The sequence below is a fragment of the Edaphobacter sp. HDX4 genome, from assembly GCF_036877565.1.
In the GTDB taxonomy this organism is placed as follows: Bacteria; Acidobacteriota; Terriglobia; order Terriglobales; family Acidobacteriaceae; genus Edaphobacter.
Map to the genome: position 1 here is coordinate 1 of NZ_JAEDXW010000018.1, position 20,262 is coordinate 20,262.

Below are 20,262 nucleotides of genomic sequence, written 5' to 3' on the forward strand. Positions count from 1 at the left end.
CGGCGGGGAAGGGGCGCAGGAGATCGATGGGCGGCTGGTGGGTCTCCCCGCGATCCAGCCATCGAGTGTACTCGCTCTCGTGCAGGATGACCGGCATGCGGTTATGCACCGGCGTCATCAACTGATTAGCATCAGTGGTGATGATCGTGAAGGTCTGAAGCCAGCTTCCGTCGACAGGATTTTTCCAGGCGTCCCATAGTCCGGCGAAGGCCATCATCTTCCCGTTGCTCAGGTCGAATGCAAAGGGACGTTTGTTCTTTGGATCCTTGTGGGTCCACTCATAGAAGCCGGCCGCAGGAACCAGACATCGGCGCTTCTTGAACGGCTGAGCCCACCAGCCGCGGGTCACGCTGTCGGAGCGAGCATTGATCGTGGTCTTCCCTTTTAGATCGGCAAGGGCCTTGGTGCTGAATGGCACCCAGGCCCCAACGAAGCGATATGAGCTCGCGATCGCCAGTATCCCGATTGGCCCGAATTATAGGCTGCATCGTTTGAGGGGCGACGTTGTAGTCCCATGGCGGCACGGGAAAGTCTTCGACCTGCTTTACGTGGAACGCCTCGGCAATCTTCTGCTTGTCTGACTTACGGTAGTAGCGGCCGCACATGATCTATTACATAACCCCTGCAACGATTGGATGCGATTGATGGTCAAACTAAATACTGGAGGATCCCATGGGAATCGACCAGGGACTCAAGCTGTTTTTCGAAGCACGCGAGAGCGTTGTACTGGCCCAAGGTAAACATAATGTGGCACACGGCTGATACTTGTTATCCCGTATCCTTACGGAGATTTCGTCGTGTCTCTGGAGATGTCGGGCCAACATTCTATTTGATGACTGCCCACTGTTTATTCCACAGCGGCAACGGGAAGCCTCCAGCCGTACCGGATCGCCATGAAGCGCAGCCCAAAACAGAGAACGGCTCCGACACAGGTAGCCAGGGCAGACGAGAGATGTAGCATGTATCCGATCACCACAATCGCTGCACCAGCCAAAGCAGCGACGGCATAAAGGTCAGCGCGCAACACGACAGGGACTTCCATGATGAGGATGTCACGCGCAATGCCACCACCAATTCCTGTCAGCATCCCGAGCAGCGCCGCCGAGATCGGGCCAAGGTGATAGGTAAGGGCCTTCGTCGCGCCCGTAACAGCGAAAAGCGCCAGACCGGCTGCGTCGAATATCAGAACAGAACCGCTCAGGCGGTTAATGAACCGATAGCAATAAAACGTCAACAAACCGGCAAGCAACGATACAACGACATATCGCCAATTGCTGAGCGCCGCAACCGGCGTCGCTCCAATCATCACGTCACGTGCGATTCCACCGGAGTTAGCTGCCGCAAAGGACAAAACAAGGACGCCAAAGATATCAAGCCTGTGCTTGACTCCAGCCACGCCCCCGCTCAGGGCGAACACAAATGTGCCGCCCAGATCGAGCACCTCGTGAAACGTGTCCATTCGAATTGAAATGTGAAAGGGCTCGACCACTCTAATCTATCTCCTGGTTCAAGCCTGACTCGTTACTTCTCCAGCCAGTCCTGCGTGGTGACAACCAGTGTTTCAACCCCCGTCTCCAGAGTTGGATGGATCACCGGTGCGAAGTATGGGCTGTGATTGGTTGGAAGTTGACCGATAGTGCCGTCTCTCTTCGCCTTCGCATAGACGTCGCGATCTACTCCGCCGACGAACCAGAAGACCGACGGAACGTGCCACTCTGCTCCGAAAGATCCGAAGTCCTCGCTCGCCATCGTCGGCTTGGTCTCCTGCACATCGTCAGATGGAAAATGTGCCCGAAGCGCATCGCGCACCCGCTTGGTCGCAACCGGATCATTCGTTGTAAGAGAATAGCTGTCCAGCAGCGTAATCTCTGGCTTCCTGGGAGCACCTGAGGCTTCGGCTTCGGCGTTCACGATGCGCTCAATAGCCGCAAGCACCAGTTTGCGCACCCCCTCGTCGAAGGTGCGTACGTTCAACTTGATGACTGCCTCATCGGGGATGACATTCTCCTTCGTCCCTGCCTGCAACACCCCGATGGTCACCACAGCGGCCTCCGTCGGTGGCACTTCACGCGAGACAATACCTTGTAACCGCAATACCGTTGATGCTGCCATCACAACAGGATCGATGCTGGCCTCGGGCATCGATCCGTGAGCGCCGCGACCAAATAATCTGATCTGCAGGCTGTCGGCGGCGGAGGTCGTGACGCCGATGCGTCCACCAATAACACCAGCGGGCATGCACATCACGTGCTGGCCGAGTATGACATCGGGCTTCGCGAATCGCTTGAAAAGCCCGTCGTCAATCATCGCCTGTGAGCCCTGCGCGGTCTCCTCTGCCGGTTGAAAGACGGCCATCAGCGTCCCCTTCCATGCATCGCGGGACTTCGCAAACAGGGTGGCCGCACCGATCAGCCACGTCACATGCATGTCGTGACCGCAGGCGTGCATCACCGGCACGGTCTTCCCGGCGCTGTCAGTCGCCGTGACCTTGCTGGCATAAGGGAGGCCAGTCGCTTCCTGAACCGGCAGCGCATCCATGTCAGCGCGCAGCATTACTGTTGCGCCCTCGCCGTTGCGCAGCAAACCGACGACGCCGGTCTTCCCAACGCCGGTAGTTACTTCATATCCGGCGGCGCGCAAGTGGTCCGCAGCCACCCCGGCTGTCCGGTTCTCCTGCATCGAAAGTTCCGGATGAGAATGGATGTCCTTGTAGATCGTCTCCAAGTCTGGAAGCAGGCCATCGAGATTTGCAAGTAGGGTCGCGGAGGTCTTCGATATAGTCTCGCCCATGTGTCCAATCCTTTCGCGGGGTAATTCTACAACTTGAGACTGCAGTGAAACACCGGCGGACTAGGCGAAGCTGCATCGAGGGATGTAGGCCCACACTTCAGAAGCCTACGGAGCGGATATGGACTGATGGCCAAACGGTGAATCAGGATTCCGCCGGCCTTCCACAACTGGCGATATGTTGCTGCTTCGATCCTCGCAGGCTTGATTACGTTCTACTGCTATCGCATCATTAACCGGCTAAAGCAGCCCTGTGCTGGTATTCACTGCCGCTGGATTGACGCTCTTTGCTGTTGCCGGCGCGACTAAGGCGCTGGCCTTTCACGCCGAACCAGTCGCGACGACGTTGCTCGGGATGCTGGTGCGCGATGTCTTCTTGAGATATATCCCACCGTATTGCGCACCGAGTTGTACGCGGTCGCAGCTCTCGTCGACGCGTTGGTTGTGGTCGCCGCCAGGATGCTGCATATTCCCCCTCCCGTGTCGGCGACAACGGGCGCCATTCCTCTGCTTCGGACTCAGGCTTATGGCAATGCGACGAGGTTGGCATTCTCCCATCGCGCGCGTCAACAGCAATCGAACCCCGAAACTAGTACGATCGACCGGACGGGATGTTGAAGGGGGGCTCACGATGAGTGCGACTGTGCTTGTGTGCGGGAGCGTATTTGACGGTGTCTCGGAGAGCCTGACGGGACCGGCGGAGATCCTGGTCAAGGACAATCGAATCGCGAGCATTGGCCGCTCCGTCGAGCGGCCGCCAGGGGCGCGGGTAATTGATCTGTCCGCTCGGACGGTCACGCCTGGATTCATCGATACCCATGTCCACTTGACGATGGACGCGGCTAATCTGGCACACCAGACGCTCGAATCTTCCGCCAGCAAAGCACTGAAAGGGTTAAGCCTCGCTCGCGAGTACATGAGCTACGGCTTCACGACTTTACGCGATCTCGGCTCCGTGGATCCGGAATGGCCGACCGTCGATCTTCGCAACGCGATTAACGCCGGCTTTGTGGAGGGGCCTCGGCTGATTGTCGCGGCGCACATTCTCTCCGCGGGCGCGGGCCATGGCGATCTGCGCGGCTTCTATAGCCCTCGCTGGAATTTACCAGTGTCGGCAATTGCGGACGATTCCGGAAGCATCAAGGCCCTGGTGCGCCGCGAACATACCTTCGGCAGCGATTGGATCAAAACCAGCAACACTGGCGGCTATTTCAGTGCCGGGGACGATCCGGCGCGTGTCACGTGGTTCGACGATGAGATAGAGGCGTTGACATCGACCGCACGCCAGTTGGGCATGCCGGTTGCCGTGCACACCGGCGCTGCCGAAGGCTGTAAGCAGGCGATTCGCTTTGGCGCGCGCAGTCTCGAACATGCTTACCTGATTGATTCCGAGGGACTTCAAATGGCCGCTAAAGTGGGATCGTATGTCGTTCCCACAATGCAGATGACTCAGGAAGATTTGCACGAATTACAAGCCGGCACGCTGCCGTGTCAGGCTGTGTGGAAGTTCCGGCGCGATAACGAAAAGATTCTAGCTTCACAAAAGCTGCTCGCCGCAAGCCCGGTCAAGATCGCCTACGGAACTGATTGCGGGATGTTTCCGTTCAGTCATGGCATTCTCGAATTTCAGGCGATGGTCAAAGCGGGCCTGAGTCCGGTCCGAGCTCTGAAGACGGCCACAAGCGTTGCCGCTGGACTCCTAGGCCGCGACGACCTCGGGATGCTCGCTCCCGGTAAACTCGCCGATATCGTCGCTATGCCGGACAATCCTATTGAAGACATCAGCGCTACGGCGAAAGTTGATTTCGTGATGAAGGATGGAATCGTATACCGCGGACCTGGACAAGTCGGCGTTCTGAGAAAATGAAATCTCGAGAACACTCCGATAGGATCGCGCGGTCCTTGATCAAAAATATCCTCTTTCCCGTAGACTTCTCACCCTCCTGCGTTGCGATGGCTGCTTACGTCAAGAGAGCGGCAATTCTGCTAGATGCGGGTGAGAACCGGATGTCTAAGTTCATGCATATTTCGGCGACGAAATTAAGGATGCTCTTATGGGCTCTGCTCTTAACGGCGTCTACATATCCTTTGGGGGCTCAGGAATGCCTTACCTCTCGACCCATGGGTTGGCTGGACCGAGCCACCCTGACCGGTGATTGGGCCGGCGTACGCACTACGCTGGAAAGAGCGGGAATTGGACTGCGGGCTGGTTTCCTCACGGAAAGCACTGCGAATCCGGTAGGCGGCCAAAGACAAAGTGCGCGATATACGCAAGAAGTAAACTTCGGCGCCGACCTCGATCTAAGCCGCTTGATCCATGACCAGGGTGCAACTATCCAGATTACATTTAATGATCGCGTGGGCCGTAGCCTTTCTGCCGACGCGATTGGAAACCTGTTCGCTGTTCAGCAGCTTTATGGCGCTGGTCAGAACTTTCGGATTGCCGAGTTGAACTATCAGCAGACTCTGTTCGCAAACAAGCTGAACTTCGAGCTTGGGTGGTCGCTTGCAGGTGACTATTTAGCGTCGTTGCCTGTTTTTTGCGATTTTCAGAATGGCTTCATCTGCGGACATCCGTCCCCGATGACTACCAATAGCGGCGCCAACAACTATCCGGTTGGGCAATGGGGAGCCCGCGTAAGGGTGAACCCTACGCGCCGGCTCTATGCCCAGGCCGGACTCTACCAGGTCAACCCAAAGGCAAAAGACAGCGACGAAGGTTTCGACCTCGGGTTCAGCGGCACTGGCATACTCGTGCCCGTTGAATTTGGCTGGCTGCCAGGCAATCCTCAGACTACTTTGGCGGGTACTTATAAGCTCGGAGCTTACTACAACTCGTCTAAAACACCCGACGTGTTAACGGATCTTAACGGATTGTCTGCGGGTCTTACAGGAGCGCCGTTCATGGAGCACACTGCGCGTTTCGGTGAGTATGTGATTGGAGATCAAGTGATCGAGCGCGATAGTTCTAACCCCCAGCGCTTGTTGAGAGTGGGCGTGATAGCTGGGATTGCCGACCGGGCAACAGCGACTTACCAGTACTTCGTCGCTGCCGGGGGCATCCGTGAAGGCACGTTTAGGCATCGCGATGTTGATTTTGTTAGCGTGCTATTCGCGCACGGTAGCATTAATCCGCGGTTAACCCGCTATCAAGAAGACCGCAACACCGTGGCTCCGGGCTCGGTCGGCATCCAAACATACGAAAGCATCGGGGAAATCGACTACAACATTCAAATCGCACCGTGGCTCTCGGTCCGACCGAACCTCCAGTACATTATGCGGCCCGGGGCCACCGGATCCATTCCCAACGCTGTCGTCATCGGTCTGCATACGGGCGTGACGTTCTAGCTTGGGTGTGAAATTGTAGGTCCGTCCTTGACTCATTCCTCGCAGCTGCCGGTAGAGCGAGCGCTCTATCACCATCAGGTCGTGACCGACAATGATCTGGCCCTTGAAATACCTGTGGACGAAATGTGCGGCCAGATGTCGAGGGCGATCATGCCCGTGCGCGCGTACGCGTTCGATTGTGGAGAAGGATGCATCGCTTTGACAGCGGGGCCTACACCTAGCTGCTCAAGGTGGCAAGCAGGCCGAGAGCACGGCGGTAGGATCGCTGGTCCGTTAAATTTGGGCGCAAATCCAAACCGCTCTGTGATCGGAGAACGGAACCGGTTCGGCACCGGCCTCCAGCGATTTCAGTCCTCTCACGAAGAGCCAGTCCAGGTGTCGACGAATCCGCGGGCATGTAATCAACTCATCTGGCAACGGACTCTCGAATCCATGTTGTCTCATCGCGACACGGACCGCAGGGATATGCGCATGCCGCGAGGGCACTGGCAACACATTTCTCAACCAGTACAAGTCATTGGTGTTGAAATCGCCTCCAATCAATTGCGGCCCGGCGTGGCGCGCGGCACCCTCCAGTACTGGCTGCAACTGCTCCAGGCGTTGCTGCACGTTGATGCGTGTATCGAGATGCAGGTTCCAGATACGCACCTCCGCCCAGGTGGTTTGCACAGTCGCTGCAATGGCAAAACGCTTCCGGCTACGAAATCGAAGATCGAAAGACCTCAGGCGCTCGGTCTTCCTCTCTAGTATGGGAAATCGACTCACGATCGCGAGACCCTGGTCAGCGATCTCAGGAGCGTCCGCGAAATACACATGAAAGCCCAGCCTCCCCGCCACCTCCTCAGCCACACCTGCTTTTCCGCTATCCCGAGAAACCTCCTGGAACAAAAAGATGTCCGCATCGCGTAAATGTGGACCCGCGCGAATCGCGTTCATCACTTTATCGGAGCAGGATTCCTTCGCCAGATTCAGCGAGACCGCGCAAAAGGTTCGATGACGTACTGCCTCGGCAGCACACGCGGAAACCATGGCGGTAGTCTCGCGATCGAGTTGACATGGTGGCTCCGGCATGATGCCTCACATTCGCAATGTTCGTTCTCGATCCCTGCACTCGAGACTGTCACGACCTCCGTGGTTAGCATTGGGCCCAACCATGGGGCTTTTACGCCTCCGAAAGAGTTTGTATGCTCTGTAAAGGAGGGCACAGCCAAGCCAGAAAATGAAAATGGTTGCCGGGTAAACCAATACGTTGGGATAAATCACCAGGAGAATCGCTATAGCAAGAAGAAGCGCTCCGGTAGCTGACAACATTTTCCCTTCGACGGGCTCAAAGACTCTTCGGTTCGTGATCGCGGCTCCGATAGAGCTACTCATCCGCAGCGCTCCGGCTGCCGCCGCCGCCGCCTTGCCACCCCCGCTCGTAAGAGCTGGGTGCGAGAGCGCCGGCTCACCTGGCGCACGCACCCTGTTTTTTGTATCCAGGACAATCTCCGTCGCGTTCGTCAAATCCTGAAGGTACATCTCTTCCATCTCTCGCGCGAAGCCTTCATCCTCGATCACCGCGTCCAGCTCGCAGTTACCGAACCAGCTCGCGATGTTAAGGTTTGTGGATCCTACGCGAGCCCAACGACCGTCCGCTACCGAGGTCTTCGCGTGCAACATGGTTCCCTTCCATTCAAAGACGCGCACTCCAGCTTGCAGAAGAGGTCGATAGCCCGCTCGTGACAATGGTTTAAGCAGTCCTATGTCCGTGCCGCCCGGCACAAGTAACCGGACGTCCACGCCGGCCGTAGCTGCCGCTCTCAGCGCTTGCACGAAAGTGGTAGTCCCGGCGTAATAAGCGTCCGTCATCCATAGACGCTTTTGCGCCAGCGCGGCCACAAGTTCGTCCAGTCGGATCATGCCGGCTGTCGCTGGCGTACTCTCGACCACACGCATATCCACGGTTCCGGCCGGCGGACCCTCGTACTTGTGCACCCATTCCTGCTCAGGAATCGCCGCGCCCATATTCGCCCAGACCTGCGCAAACGCCCGCTCGATATCGATGACCGCGTTTCCTCGGACTTCTACTCCGGTATCACGCCATGGATCCAGGTTCTTCGCCGGGTTACCGACCCAGTCCATTCCGACGCACAGCCCGGTGATGAATGCTCTCTCTCCGTCAACCCCAAGCATCTTGCCATGTTCGCGCGAAACCCAGCCCAGTGGACTGTCAAACCGCGGGGGGTTATAGCAGCGCACTTCCACGCCACCCACGCGCAAGCGATTCCAGAAGCGTCGAGATGTCTTTCCGAAACCTCCCAGCCAGTCATAAATGAGCCGCACACGCACTCCCTGGGCGGCTTTTGCAATCAGGGCATCCGCGAATTCGCATCCAACAGCGTCCTCGTGAATGATGTAGCTTTCGAAATAGATATGGTGTTTCGCGTTGCGAATCGCATCAAGCCATGCTGGATAATTTTCCCTCGCATCTTTGAGCAGCCGAACCTGATTCCCTTCAATGAGCGCTGCACCGGCAGCGCGGGAAAACGCCTGGTCGGGAAGTCCATGCTTCACCCTGGAACAGTCATGCTCATCTCGATCGAATTCTAAAGGTGTGCTCATCGTGCTATTCTCCGTCATTTCATCGGATGCTGGGCACGGACCACCCGGATTGCCCCATAACGCGCGATGTAGCAGAAGTCATCTACGATCCTTGGCCTGTTGAGGGAGTTTTATCCTGCATTCAAAGAGAAGCTCTTGAAAAACAGCCTGATCGGCCGCACCGCCGCGCCGACCTGAAGGAGTATTTGATGTCTTCAGGCCTTCAGATGAAAGCGTCCATATGCAGTGACCGGCACAATGGCTTCCGGGTCAGTTCCACCATTGTCTATGGGCAAACGCAAGCCCTCATCGTCGATGCGCAATTAGCCTTGAGTGTGAAACCTTAGGTCCGTTTCCTCGCGCTGCCGGGTAGAACGAGCGCTATATCACCATCAGGTCGTGACCGACAATGATCTGGCCCTTGAAATACTTCGATGCTCCCTGAATCCATCTGTTGTCCGAAACCAGAGCGCTCGAGTCAGGCGTCAGGTGCGACAGAACAAGCGTTTTTACCCCTGCTTCTTGTGCGATCCGTCCAACGTCTTCGGTAGGTGAATGATCTGCCCGCATGTGATGCATCATGGTATCGAAGCTTGCAGAATGCCACTCGGTACTCTGCTGGCGAACCATCTCTTCAGTGGCCGGCACCTCCATTGCTTCGTGTACTAGGACATCGGCGCCCCTTGCCATCTGCGCAACCGCCTCCAGCGGAACGGTGTCACCGCTGAATGCGATGGCACGATCCGTGAAATCAAAACGGTAACCGTAGGCTGGCCGCACGGGCGGATGCCGGACCAAGACCGATGACACCTTAACATTCTCGTCTTGCATCACCGGACCCTCTTTCGGCAAATCCGTGCAGGTGATCACTCCGAACGGCGTAAGCTTGAAATCTTCGGCCCAGAAATCAATCGTCACTTTCATAGACTTCATATAGTCTTCCGTCATCTGGGCCAGCGGTGGTGGCCCGAATCCGGTGACAGATTGTTTCAATCCATGGATCCAGCCGATAATCAGGAATGGCCCGTACTCGACGTTGTGATCCGGGTGGTGATGGGTTATGAAAATCGAACGGACCGCGGAAAAAGGAATACCGGTTCGCGCAAAGAGGTCCGTGACGCCGAGGCCACAATCGACTACGTAGGCTGCCCCATTGTGAACAAGTATGCTCGACTGCATGTGTCGATTCTGTCCGGGAAGCGGCCCTGCGCCAGTTCCGAGAAGAACTAGCTTGGTCCCCTTTGCATCTTTTAGCTCAGCTCGAACCCGAGCCTCTTCGATTTCCCGCGATTGATAATTTGGTAATGGAGTGGACGGTTGTGGCAGTGCCAACGCGGGAACGGCGAGAAGAGTGCCGAGCATCGTGCGGCGCGTTAAATATATGCTGCTGTCTTTCATGCTGTTCTCCTTTTCCGAAGGGGCAATGCCAGTTCTTTTCTCATGTAGAAGCGTTACCCGTTCTAGCGGCTTTATTCTGACCCAGGTCGCGACTGCTTTCCTACAGTTTCATGCTGTCGCCATGCTCCACCGTGCTGGCGAGGACGTAAGTGATCGTCTCGATGCCGCGGCAAGGGTGCGAGGGAAAGCCCGTCAGATAATCTCCCGGAACGTCGTCGCGAAAACCGTCGAGGAGCAGGAATGGATCAACCTCTGATGTATTTCCGAAGCCGAAGGCGCGGCGCAGACGAACTCCCGCCCCTTCAAGCGCTGGCTTGGCTATAAGGAGTTGCCTGATAGGCCCAGATGGAAATATTCCCTCCAGCGAGTGGAGTTCTTCCTGCGCAATGCCGTACCATACTACACCTACTTTGAACCGGTGGACGAAATGTGCGTCCAGATTGTCTAGCGCGATCATGCCCGTGCGCGTACGCGTTTCGATTGTGGGGACGCATGCATCGCTTCGCCAGGGGGACTACACCTAGCTGCTCGAGGTGGCAAGCAGGCCGAGAACACGGCGGTACATGCTGATAAATATTATCAACCAACGACCCGGAGCTTTCTTTTAGGAGGCATGACTGGCTCCTCGGAAGGGAATGTCAATTTTTTGAGCGCGATCCTGTTGAGATCGCGGGAAGGGTTCATTTCGTGCCCTTCAGGGCCTACTGTGATGGTGGCTCGCCGTCAGGTCCAAATCCCGCTCCACCGCGCGCAGCACCTGGTCGCTGATCTGTCCTTCATCGCGAAGCCGTATCAACGTATTTCTCTCGGTCTGCTCCACGCTGTGGACGATCCGCTCAAAATTTCCACGGCTCTCTTTATGCGCCGGTCCACCGGAGCCGCTCACTGCCGCCAGTCGGTGCTCGTATTGGTGGATCAGGTCATCGTATATTTGAGCCTCATCCACGCTGGCCCGTTCCCGGTCGGACCGCAACTTCGCGAGTCCCTCTTCGATCACTGTCCGCCGGACCTCCCGCTCCTCCGTGGCCATGCCGCCTCTGCCCGCCAGTCCAAGCACACGGATCAACGCCGGCAGAGTGGAACCCTGTAAGACGAGCGTTACGAGGATGACTGAGAATGTCAGGAAAATGATCAGATTTCGTTGCTCGAATGGACGTCCATCGGCCAGCGTTTCTGGCAGGGAGAAGGCGGCCGCTAAGGCGACTACCCCACGCATTCCTGTCCATCCCACGACGAACAGGCCCCGCGCGGTTGGCGGAGTTTGTTGTTGCTTAAGCAGGCGCGTCCGGATCCAAAAGGCGAACCACGCCCCTGGGAACGTCCATATCATCCGCAGCGCAATCAGAACGCCGCTGAATATGGCCGCATAGAGCAACAGCGTCCAACGTCCATACCCCCGAATGCCCGCCAACACATATGGCAGCTGCAGCCCAATCAGCACGAACACCAGCCCATTCATCGCGAACGTCATTGCCTGCCACACTGCCCTGAGTTGGAGCCGCGCAGTTGGGGAATAGATTGTCGAGCTACGCCGTCCGATATAAAGCCCGCAGGCCACGGTTGCCAGCACCCCGGAAGCATGGACCGCATTCCCCGCCAAGTAGGCGGCATAAGGCACAATCAGACTGATGACAATTTCGATCGGCCCATCGTTCACGAAGCGCTCGAACCACGCCTCCACCGCTCCAAGAGCGAGCCCTACACCGATCCCGCCCGCCGTCAGCCATGCCAGCCGTAGCAGCCCCTCTCCAGCCGAAGGCAGCTTTCCGCGAAGCAGAAATAGCAGCCCAAATTCAAGCGCCAGTAGTGCCGTCGCATCATTGAGCAAGCTTTCACCCTCGAGTACATCCACGATGCGGCGCGGCAGCCCCAGTGTCTTCGCAATGGAAGTGGCCGCAATCGCATCCGTCGCCGACACCACCGCTCCCAGCAGAAAGCCGGACTTCCAGTCCAGCGCAGTGATGAGGTGATCAGCGGTATATGCCACTCCCCAGACTGTGAATCCCACCAGTCCAAATGCAAGCATCGCGATGCTCACTAGGTTGTATCGGAAGTCGCGCCAACTCGTTAGATACGCAGCTGAATAGAGTAGAGGAGGAAGCAAGATGAAAAAAACCACGTCTGGGCTCAGCGGGATCCGCGGAATGCCCGGTATAAAACTAAGCACAAGGCCAGCCACCACAAGCACGATGGGATAGGGAACGCTCCATCGGCGAGCCAATCCCGAGAAGCCCGCCACGAAAACGAGAAGCAGCAATAACGTCTCTAATTGATGCGCCGTAGACCCGCCGCTCATCCAGGCATCCCTTTTTCGTCACCGATGATACATCCCCGTGCTGCTGGCATCGGATGGCACGTCAAATCAAGCCGCTATCATGAAGGAAAAGAGGAACTATTCCGATGCTGGCCGGTTGGAGGATGACCTCAGGATGATTTCTCAACGGACGCACATCTTGACCATGAACAGAGGGCCGGCAACTTTGAAGTCAGCCCTCTATGAAGCTGGAAATGACGGTGAACTTCTCGTATCGATGACGGTGGATCGGACTGGGTTCTTCGGCCTGCCGCTTGAAGATTGCGGATCCAAATGGAAAGGTATTGCTGGATTCTCCAGTCGACTTTGAAAGGAAAAATAAATGTATGGACAATGATGAGATACAAGCGCTGCAGCTAGACGAGCCGCGCAATGACTCAAGAGCTTGCCGGAGTTCACGTGACGGATGGCCCCGCTTCAAGGGATGCTTCGTGGAATATCTAAAAATGAATGACGTGTGAAGCGATAAGCAGCCATCCTATGAGAAGTAATACAACCACGGCCATTGAAAATTGAAAAAATAGCTTATTGTAGTTGTGGCTCTTGAATGGATTACCCTTTTGGAACGGATTGTTCGAGTTGTCATCCGAGTTTTTCATGGGAAGAATTCTACTCTTACCTCGGAATCGCTGACATACGCACGCCTGGACTTCAGACGACGATATTCCCCAACAGATTACAGAGCATGAATTGACTCGTAAGTGAGATACGATATTGACCGGTCAACATTGAGGTGCGGGCAGACTTCGAGAACGTATGAACATGCATCCTCTAGGACCTTCTCTGCCCCTGCACTGCCGAAGGCCAGGATCGTGGTTTTGAAGGGCCGGAGCATGGAGCACAAACGATCATGTGGATTGCGATGGTACCTATAATCCAGCGGTATTTCGCCACGATGGGCAGGCGCATTTGTGGGCCCCTGTCGAGAAGACTTCATCAGCCTTTTGATCGGTCGAAGCGGTAAAGAAAAATCAAAGAGGAGAATTATCTATGTCGCAGATAACATACCAAATTGATCCGGCCCATACTTCCGTCCATTTCAGTGTGCGGCACATGATGGTCTCGAATGTGCGCGGCGAATTCGGAAAGGTCTCCGGCACTGTGATGTTCGACCCAGATAATACAGCCAACTCCACAGTCGAAGCGACAATCGATGCCTCATCCATCGCTACCCGCGATGATCAACGGGACACCCATTTGAAAAGCGCCGACTTTCTCGATGTCGAAAAGTTTCCAACGATCACCTTCCGCAGTACGAAGGTTGAGATGCACGAGGGCGGAGCCACGCTTACAGGGAATCTAACGATTCACGGAGTCACCCGTGAAATCGTGCTGGACGTGGAAGGCTCAACGCAAGAAATCAAGGACCCATGGGGAAAACAGCGAATGGGAGCCTCTGCGACTGGAAAGCTGAGCCGCAAGGATTTCGGCCTGATCTGGAATGCAGCTTTGGAAACAGGAGGTGTGCTTGTTGGCGACGAGGTTAAGATCAACATCGATGTGGAGGTGGTCCGTGCGTGACGCCTGAGTAAGTTCAGAATAGGAGCTATTCGGCGATGCACTTGGCATCTGTCTGGACACTCATCAATTCGAAACCAATGAGGTGATTCGATGAACACTTCGACTACAACGAAACATAATCTGGAGCGCAGACAAGAAGCTACCTTAATCACTCCGACCGATTTAGAAGCAAAAGCGACGAAAGATATCGCGGCAGCCATGAACGCTATTCTGGCCGACGTGTTCGCGCTTATCTGAAGACCAAGAACTTCCACTGGCATATGAGTGGGCCCCACTTCCGCGACTACCACTTGCTGCTCGATGAACAGGCCGACCAGCTGTTCGCGATAACCGATCCGATTGCCGAGCGCATCCGCAAGATAGGCAGAACGACGATCCGATCAATTGGCCATATCGCTCGGACACAACGCATATTGGATAACGATGCCGAATACGTGGAACCGGAGGACATGCTCGCCGAACAGCGTGAGGACAGCAAGACTCTTGCCGCGCGTCTTCGCGAGGCTCACGGAGTTTGTGAAGATCACAACGATGTTGCCACAGCTAGCCTCATTGAAGTCTGGATTGACGAGACTGAGCGAGGCACCTGGTTCCTGTTTGAGGCAAGCCGGCGACTGGATTCCACCGACCATTAGAACCTGCAAGAGCAGCTTTTCGACTGCGGGGCTACAATTTGCATGGCAACCTGCACGCTAGCTTCGGCGTCTCCCTCAAAGGGAGGCGTTAGGCTTGGGGAGGCGTTATGTTCCGTATTGCTCAAACGGCATCGTTCTGTCTCGTCCTTATCGCGGCGCCATTGCTTAGCGCGCAGAGCAAACAAGCAACCCCAACAAAAGCAAACGTCGCCGAAAATACCAGCGGCGATTGGACCACCTATGATCGCGACTATTTGGGCGACCGCTATTCGCCTCTCAATGAGATAAGCGCCGACAATGTCTCGCGGCTGCAGCAGATCTGTACCTACGACTCCGGCGTCAAGACCAGCTTCGAAACCGGACCGGTTGTAGTGCATGGGACACTCTACTTCACGACGCTCGATGCCACCTTCGCCATTAATCCCGAAACATGCAAGCTCCTCTGGAAGCACACCGAGCCGCTTACGCAAGCGCAGCGCGCCGGGCTGGGCGTGAATCGCGGAGTGGCAGTCGCAGATGGTAAGGTGTTTCGCGGATACGATGATGGCAAAGTCATCGCGATAGATGCGAACTCGGGCAAAACAGTTTGGAGCACTCCGATCGCAAAGCACTCCAGTGGCGAGACCATTCCGGCAGCACCCCTGGCATGGAACGGAACGGTGTTCATCGGCAACGCGGGTGGAGATAACTTCGGCGTGACTGGGCGGATTTATGCTCTCGACGCAAACACTGGCAAGCAAAAGTGGCAGTTCGATGTGGTTCCCGACAGCGGGCCTGCCACCAATACCTGGACAAAGAAATCGGTGCAGAACCCGCCGACTGGAGGAGCCACCTGGACCTCGTATCACGTGGACCCCGCAACTGGAGTACTCTGGGTTGGCACGGGAAATGTCGCGCCGGATTTCGTCGAAGCGATGCACCCGGGCGACAGCCTCTATACTAGCTCCATCCTTGCGATTGACGCGACATCCGGCAAACTGCTCGCCTACATCCAGCCGGTGAAACACGACTTCCACGATTGGGACATGGCCACGGCGCCCGCGTTAGTCACTACGCGCGACGGACACAGACTGGCCATCGCTGCCGGGAAAGATGGCATGGTGTACGGCATCGAAAATGACGTGAAACCCGGGTCAAACGAACAGCAGCCGAAAAGGTTGCACTCCGAATATCAGACTGTCGCAACGACTCGCGAAAATGTCGACGCTCACCTCACTGACGCGAAGTTCACGCGATTCTGTCCGGGCTCACAAGGAGGGGCGGAGTGGAACGGCCCCGCGTATTCGCCACAGCAGAACCTTGTGTATGTTCCAGAGATTGACTGGTGCACCTCGGTCAAGCTCGCGCCACTCAGCGCGATGAAGGGCGCGCCGGGCAAGCCTTGGAATGGCTCGCATGATTCCAGCTTCGGCAAACAGGACCCGGTTGAGCAATGGCGCGGATGGGTAACAGCGATCGATGCCGATACCGGCAAAGTCGCATGGAAATATCAGGCCCCGACGCCCGTCGCGGCGGCAGTCACCGCCACGGCAGGCGGACTGGTCTTCACCGCCGATATGGACGGAAACATAGTGGCACTCGATGCGGGCTCCGGCAAAAAGCTCTGGAGCCACAATACCGGCCAGCCAGTTGGCGGTGGAATCGTGAGTTATGAAGCGGACAGACGTCAGCGTATTGCGGTAGCTACGGGCATAAGCTCGCCCATTTGGCCCAAACAAGGCACATCCGGACGAATCGTCGTGTATGGCTTGAAATAGCGCCGCCAACTGAGGAGCATTGTTCAAAGAGCGCCCCATGTCGGCTCGACGCGCCTTTCCCCGAAGCGGCAGACGCGCCAACCTGCAGTCTTCCGTGCAAACACGCTTGATGAGTGTGTCATACAATCGACTCGAAGTAACACAGAGGTTCATATGGGTATCGCTCGACCCACCACGGCAGACACGACCTCTTTCGGTATTCACCCGTCCACCTTTCGCCTGCCGGCAACGGCGAGGATCGGACGCGTTCGACTCGCAGTGTCGCAACTCGCACGGTCCGTGCATTTCTATTCGGAGGTGATCGGGCTAGCCGTGTTGGAGCGGGAGGGCAACCTCGCTAAGCTTGGAGCTAAACATTCCCAACGGGTTCTTCTGGAACTGGAGGAACTGCCGGGCGTTCACCCTCTCGGTCGCCGAACTCGCCTGGGTCTTTACCATACGGCGTTTCTCTTACCCAGCCGTTCCGCCCTCAGCAACTTTGTACAACATCTACGCCGAGATGAGATTGAATTCGGTGCGGGTGACCATCTCTACAGCGAAGCAATCTACCTTGTTGACCCCGACGGCCTCAGTGTTGAAGTGTATGCCGACCGCCCGCGTTCTGAGTGGGTTGTGGAGAATGGAGAGCTCTTAACAGGCGTGGAGCCCGTTCGTTTCGAAACATTTCCTGTAGTTGCTGCTGACGACTGGCGTGGCGCACCTGCTGGAACGACCATGGGCCATGTGCACTTCTATGTGGGCGATCTCGAACAGGCCAAGAAGTTTTACCATTCCGGACTCGGGCTCGACATCACGACCTGGCGCTACCCTGGTGCGCTGTTTACGTCGGCTGGAGGGTACCACCATCATGTTGGTCTAAACGTTTGGGTGGCTCAGTCACCCGTTGCCTCAACCGAGGATTCCCGCCTGTTGTTTTGGGAAATTCTCCTTCCAGACAGTGGCGAGATTCAGCGTGCCGCCGAGAGCTTGATGAAAGCCGGCTATCCACCTCTTCAACAAGGCAACGGATTGCTCTTTAGAGATCCCTGGGGCATCACGGTAGCTCTTAGGATCGCTGACCCGAACGATCGATGAATTCGTCCTGCCCTCTGGCCTGTAGCTCTTGGCTGTCGAGCTGACGTCCCCGCGACCAGCAGATGCCAACCTCGGAATATCGCCATGACTCTGAGCCAGAAACAGAGGAGTGCGCCCAGGATCATCGTCGCAAAGGACGGCACGTGAAGAAGGTGTCCGATCACCACCGCAACGCCGGCAGCTAGCGCGGTAACGGCGTAGCTAGCTGACATCCTACTTCGACCGACGACGGTTTCGATCGCACCATGCCTTTTCTCTTCACGGATATCTGCCATTCTGCCAATGGCATGCACGGTTGCCGCCAGGTAAGATCGGGCTTCGTAAGCCTCACAGATGTCGTTCATCCTGCGTCCTGTGTCCTTCCAAAGAGCGAGTCGAAGAAGAGGTCGCATGCCAAGCGTATGATTTGCTTGCACTGATGGAGGGACGGCGCCTCTAACTCTTGTCCGGCTTCAAGAACATCACGAAACGAGCCTTTCCGGGAGTGCGGACGTGAGATCTCTTCACCCTTACGTCTACCCGGAACACGGCTGGGTGGGGTGAGTTCGAGTCGCCCCAAATCAGACGAGAGGCGTAACTGATTTCGATCTTTAGAGGAGAATCAAAATGCCCGAAGCAAGTGAAATTGAGACTCTTCGCTCGGTCATTGCGGAGGACGAGAAAACTGTGAAATCCCTCGAGAAGGAAGAGACGGAGATCACTGGGCATGTACCAGTTCAAGGGTTTGAGGCGGCGACGACCAGAGAGAGAGTTATGTCGCAAGCTCGCGTAATCGAGGACCGGCTGTACAAAAATAGAAAGAGGCTAACTGCGCTTGAGCAGCAACTGCGAAACGCGGCTGAGTCTAGCTCTAGATGACTCAAAGAGGTTCGAAAGTATCACGATGATCCCCGTCGCATCAGAAATGGAGCCGATGGCTTCAAGCGGCGCTTGTACGCACGCACGTTGTCAACTATCTCCGGGGGCACCTCGATGAAAATGAGGTTCAATCAATCAGTTCGTATCATCGTGATCGCAGTGTGCGCAACAGCTAGTGCTGGCGCGAAAGGACAATCGAACGGAATGGACCCGTCGAAAATGCAGCTTATCGGCACGGTCGATGAACGATTTCAGTCCTATAACATTGAGATGCTTGAGGTAACCGGCGGCAAGTTCTGGAAACCTTACGGCTCCCTCGAAAAACCAACGGGTAAACCAGCAACGGCAGCTTCTGGAAGCTCAACGCCTGCCGGCATGGATCCCAACCTCTACGAATATCGCGCTCCGCTCAACCTTGCGAATCCGCGTCTCCGCAAGATGGCCCTTGCGCTCGGACCCGCCTACATGCGTGTGAGTGGCACCTGGGCAAACACCACCTACTTTCAAGACAAACCAGGGCCGGCACCGAATACGCCGCCAGCAGGCTTTGATGGCGTTCTTACCAGGGAGCAATGGAAAGGCGTCGTTGATTTCGCAAAGGCCACGGATGCAAAGATCGTCACCTCTTTCGCCACCAGCCCCGGTGTACGTGATAGTGCAGGTGTGTGGACACCGATCGAAGCAGACAAATTCATTGCGTATACTCGCTCGGCTGGAGGAGAGATCGCCGCGACAGAATACATGAATGAGCCCACACTCGCTTCTATGGGTGGCGCTCCAAAAGGCTACGATGTCGCCGCTTATGCCCGCGATGTTAAGGTCTTCGCCCCCTATCTCAAGAAGGAAAGCCCGCAGACAATCTTTCTAGGGCCCGGAGGCGTGGGTGAAGGCGGGGCTCTCCCCCTGCCCACGACAGGAACTCTCCCATCCAAGGACATCCTCGCCGCCACGGACTCCGTTTTCGACGCGTTGTCGTACCACTACTACGGGGCAGCTTCGGCTCGCTGTGGGAAAGTAATGCCGACCGCAATGACGGCGCAGAAGGCGGCTCTGAGCCGAGAATGGCTGACGGGAACAGATAGGGTCGAGATCTTCTATGCCGGACTGCGCGACCAATACCTTCCGGGGAAGCTCCTGTGGGTCACAGAAACAGCCGATGCCGCTTGCGGGGGAAATAAATGGGCTTCGACGTTCACCGATAGCTTCCGATATCTGAACCAACTGGGCACGCTTGCTCAGCGCGGAGTCCAGGTCGTGATGCACAACACGCTTGATTCCAGTGACTATGGACTTCTTGACGAGAATGACTACAAGCCGCGGCCGAACTTCTGGGCAGCCGTTTTATGGCGCAAGCTCATGGGGACTACAGTCTTACGGCCGGGAGCTTCGCCTTCGCCGGATCTTTATCTCTACGCGCACTGCCTGAGAGGCGTGCCCGATGGCGTTGCACTTTTGGCTATTAACGCAAGCTCGCGCCCTCAGACAATGAACATATCGAAGGCATCGGAGCGCTACACTCTGTCAGCGCAACAGCTCGACAGCGGAAGCGTCCAGTTAAACGGCAGCGTTCTCGAACTTCAATCGGATGACGCCCTCCCTGCCATGAATGGGGCGAAAGCGCCATCTGGCAGGATGACGTTAGCTCCCCAGAGCATAACGTTTCTCGCCTTTCCTGAAGCGGGGAACGAGGCTTGCAGTAAGTAGCGATCGCGTTTGGAGGCACCGCTGCTCTAGGGTGCCCTCCTCTCGTATCGTGCGGCAGGGTATTCCACTGCAGGCTGAGATAACCGATGGATTACCGGCGACCCGCTCATCGATCTCCTAATTTCCATGCGAATGACGTGGCTTTCGTTCCAAAAATGGCGGGTCTCTATATCGAGAACACGGCAACGGAAGACGCCGTCTTCCTGGAACTCTTTCCATCAGGAGAATTTCAAGAAATCTCATTGAATCAATGGCTGCGCGCCTACCAGAGCAGGTAGCGATG

19 protein-coding genes and 1 pseudogene are annotated in these 20,262 nt (G+C 56.3%); 10 read left to right on the forward strand and 10 right to left on the reverse strand.

Annotated features, from left to right (window positions below; genetic code table 11):
* From JAO29_RS16440 to JAO29_RS16455, 5 genes and pseudogenes are all read right to left on the reverse strand, one after another.
* Positions 1-418: SOS response-associated peptidase (locus tag JAO29_RS16440; RefSeq protein ID WP_334269339.1), on the reverse strand; the 418-nt coding region annotated here is incomplete at its 3' end.
* A 58-nt stretch (positions 419-476) separates the two neighbouring features.
* Positions 477-605 (reverse strand): annotated as a pseudogene (locus JAO29_RS23585) (SOS response-associated peptidase); the annotation flags it as partial.
* Positions 606-847: 242 nt separating this feature from the next.
* Complete coding sequence (locus tag JAO29_RS16445; protein ID WP_334269340.1) at positions 848-1,489, reverse strand: trimeric intracellular cation channel family protein; 642 nt, start codon at positions 1,487-1,489, stop codon at positions 848-850.
* Between the two features lie 32 nt (positions 1,490-1,521).
* Positions 1,522-2,790 (reverse strand): M20 family metallopeptidase, encoded by a 1,269-nt coding sequence (locus tag JAO29_RS16450; protein ID WP_334269341.1) that lies wholly within the window; start codon positions 2,788-2,790, stop codon positions 1,522-1,524.
* Between the two features lie 318 nt (positions 2,791-3,108).
* A complete protein-coding gene (locus JAO29_RS16455) occupies positions 3,109-3,255 on the reverse strand; it encodes a hypothetical protein (protein WP_334269342.1) in 147 nt (48 codons plus the stop codon).
* 163 nt (positions 3,256-3,418) lie between these two features.
* Here JAO29_RS16455 and JAO29_RS16460 point away from each other — a divergent pair, with 163 nt between their 5' ends.
* Together JAO29_RS16460 and JAO29_RS16465 are read left to right on the forward strand one after the other, a co-directional pair.
* Positions 3,419-4,654 (forward strand): amidohydrolase family protein, encoded by a 1,236-nt coding sequence (locus tag JAO29_RS16460; RefSeq protein ID WP_334269343.1) that lies wholly within the window; start codon positions 3,419-3,421, stop codon positions 4,652-4,654.
* 140 nt (positions 4,655-4,794) lie between these two features.
* Positions 4,795-6,135, forward strand: a complete 1,341-nt coding sequence (locus JAO29_RS16465; protein ID WP_334269344.1) for a carbohydrate porin — start codon at positions 4,795-4,797, stop codon at positions 6,133-6,135.
* Between the two features lie 273 nt (positions 6,136-6,408).
* Here the strand turns inward: JAO29_RS16465 and JAO29_RS16470 are convergent, their stop codons facing one another.
* From JAO29_RS16470 to JAO29_RS16490, 5 genes are all read right to left on the reverse strand, one after another.
* Positions 6,409-7,206 (reverse strand): endonuclease/exonuclease/phosphatase family protein, encoded by a 798-nt coding sequence (locus JAO29_RS16470; RefSeq protein ID WP_334269345.1) that lies wholly within the window; start codon positions 7,204-7,206, stop codon positions 6,409-6,411.
* 6 nt (positions 7,207-7,212) lie between these two features.
* Positions 7,213-8,739 carry a phospholipase D-like domain-containing protein gene (locus JAO29_RS16475; protein WP_334269346.1) on the reverse strand — a complete coding sequence of 509 codons (1,527 nt, stop codon included), beginning with the start codon at positions 8,737-8,739 and terminating at the stop codon, positions 7,213-7,215.
* Between the two features lie 360 nt (positions 8,740-9,099).
* Entirely contained in the window at positions 9,100-10,116 is a 1,017-nt protein-coding gene (locus JAO29_RS16480; protein WP_334269347.1) for an MBL fold metallo-hydrolase, read from the reverse strand.
* Positions 10,117-10,216: 100 nt separating this feature from the next.
* Positions 10,217-10,573, reverse strand: a complete 357-nt coding sequence (locus JAO29_RS16485) for a pirin family protein (RefSeq protein ID WP_334269348.1) — start codon at positions 10,571-10,573, stop codon at positions 10,217-10,219.
* Between the two features lie 237 nt (positions 10,574-10,810).
* Positions 10,811-12,412 (reverse strand): Na+/H+ antiporter, encoded by a 1,602-nt coding sequence (locus JAO29_RS16490; protein ID WP_334269349.1) that lies wholly within the window; start codon positions 12,410-12,412, stop codon positions 10,811-10,813.
* Positions 12,413-12,449: 37 nt separating this feature from the next.
* On the opposite strand from JAO29_RS16490, the gene JAO29_RS16495 reads away from it, so the two are divergent.
* From JAO29_RS16495 to JAO29_RS16530, 8 genes are all read left to right on the forward strand, one after another.
* Positions 12,450-12,740: a hypothetical protein gene (locus JAO29_RS16495; protein WP_334269350.1), complete on the forward strand. Its 291-nt coding sequence runs from the start codon at positions 12,450-12,452 to the stop codon at positions 12,738-12,740.
* Between the two features lie 680 nt (positions 12,741-13,420).
* Positions 13,421-13,951, forward strand: coding sequence for a YceI family protein (locus tag JAO29_RS16500; protein ID WP_334269351.1), 531 nt, complete (start codon positions 13,421-13,423; stop codon positions 13,949-13,951).
* 90 nt (positions 13,952-14,041) lie between these two features.
* The gene (locus tag JAO29_RS16505; protein WP_334269352.1) at positions 14,042-14,188 is read left to right on the forward strand and encodes a hypothetical protein; all 147 of its coding nucleotides are present in this window, start codon (positions 14,042-14,044) and stop codon (positions 14,186-14,188) included.
* Between the two features lie 23 nt (positions 14,189-14,211).
* Positions 14,212-14,586 carry a Dps family protein gene (locus tag JAO29_RS16510; protein ID WP_334269353.1) on the forward strand — a complete coding sequence of 125 codons (375 nt, stop codon included), beginning with the start codon at positions 14,212-14,214 and terminating at the stop codon, positions 14,584-14,586.
* 107 nt (positions 14,587-14,693) lie between these two features.
* Positions 14,694-16,343 carry a pyrroloquinoline quinone-dependent dehydrogenase gene (locus tag JAO29_RS16515; protein WP_334269354.1) on the forward strand — a complete coding sequence of 550 codons (1,650 nt, stop codon included), beginning with the start codon at positions 14,694-14,696 and terminating at the stop codon, positions 16,341-16,343.
* Positions 16,344-16,496: 153 nt separating this feature from the next.
* Positions 16,497-17,417 (forward strand): VOC family protein, encoded by a 921-nt coding sequence (locus JAO29_RS16520; RefSeq protein ID WP_334269355.1) that lies wholly within the window; start codon positions 16,497-16,499, stop codon positions 17,415-17,417.
* Positions 17,418-18,023: 606 nt separating this feature from the next.
* Complete coding sequence (locus JAO29_RS16525) at positions 18,024-18,275, forward strand: hypothetical protein (protein ID WP_334269356.1); 252 nt, start codon at positions 18,024-18,026, stop codon at positions 18,273-18,275.
* Between the two features lie 204 nt (positions 18,276-18,479).
* Entirely contained in the window at positions 18,480-19,979 is a 1,500-nt protein-coding gene (locus JAO29_RS16530) for a hypothetical protein (protein ID WP_334269357.1), read from the forward strand.
* The last annotated feature ends 283 nt before the right edge of the window (positions 19,980-20,262 follow it).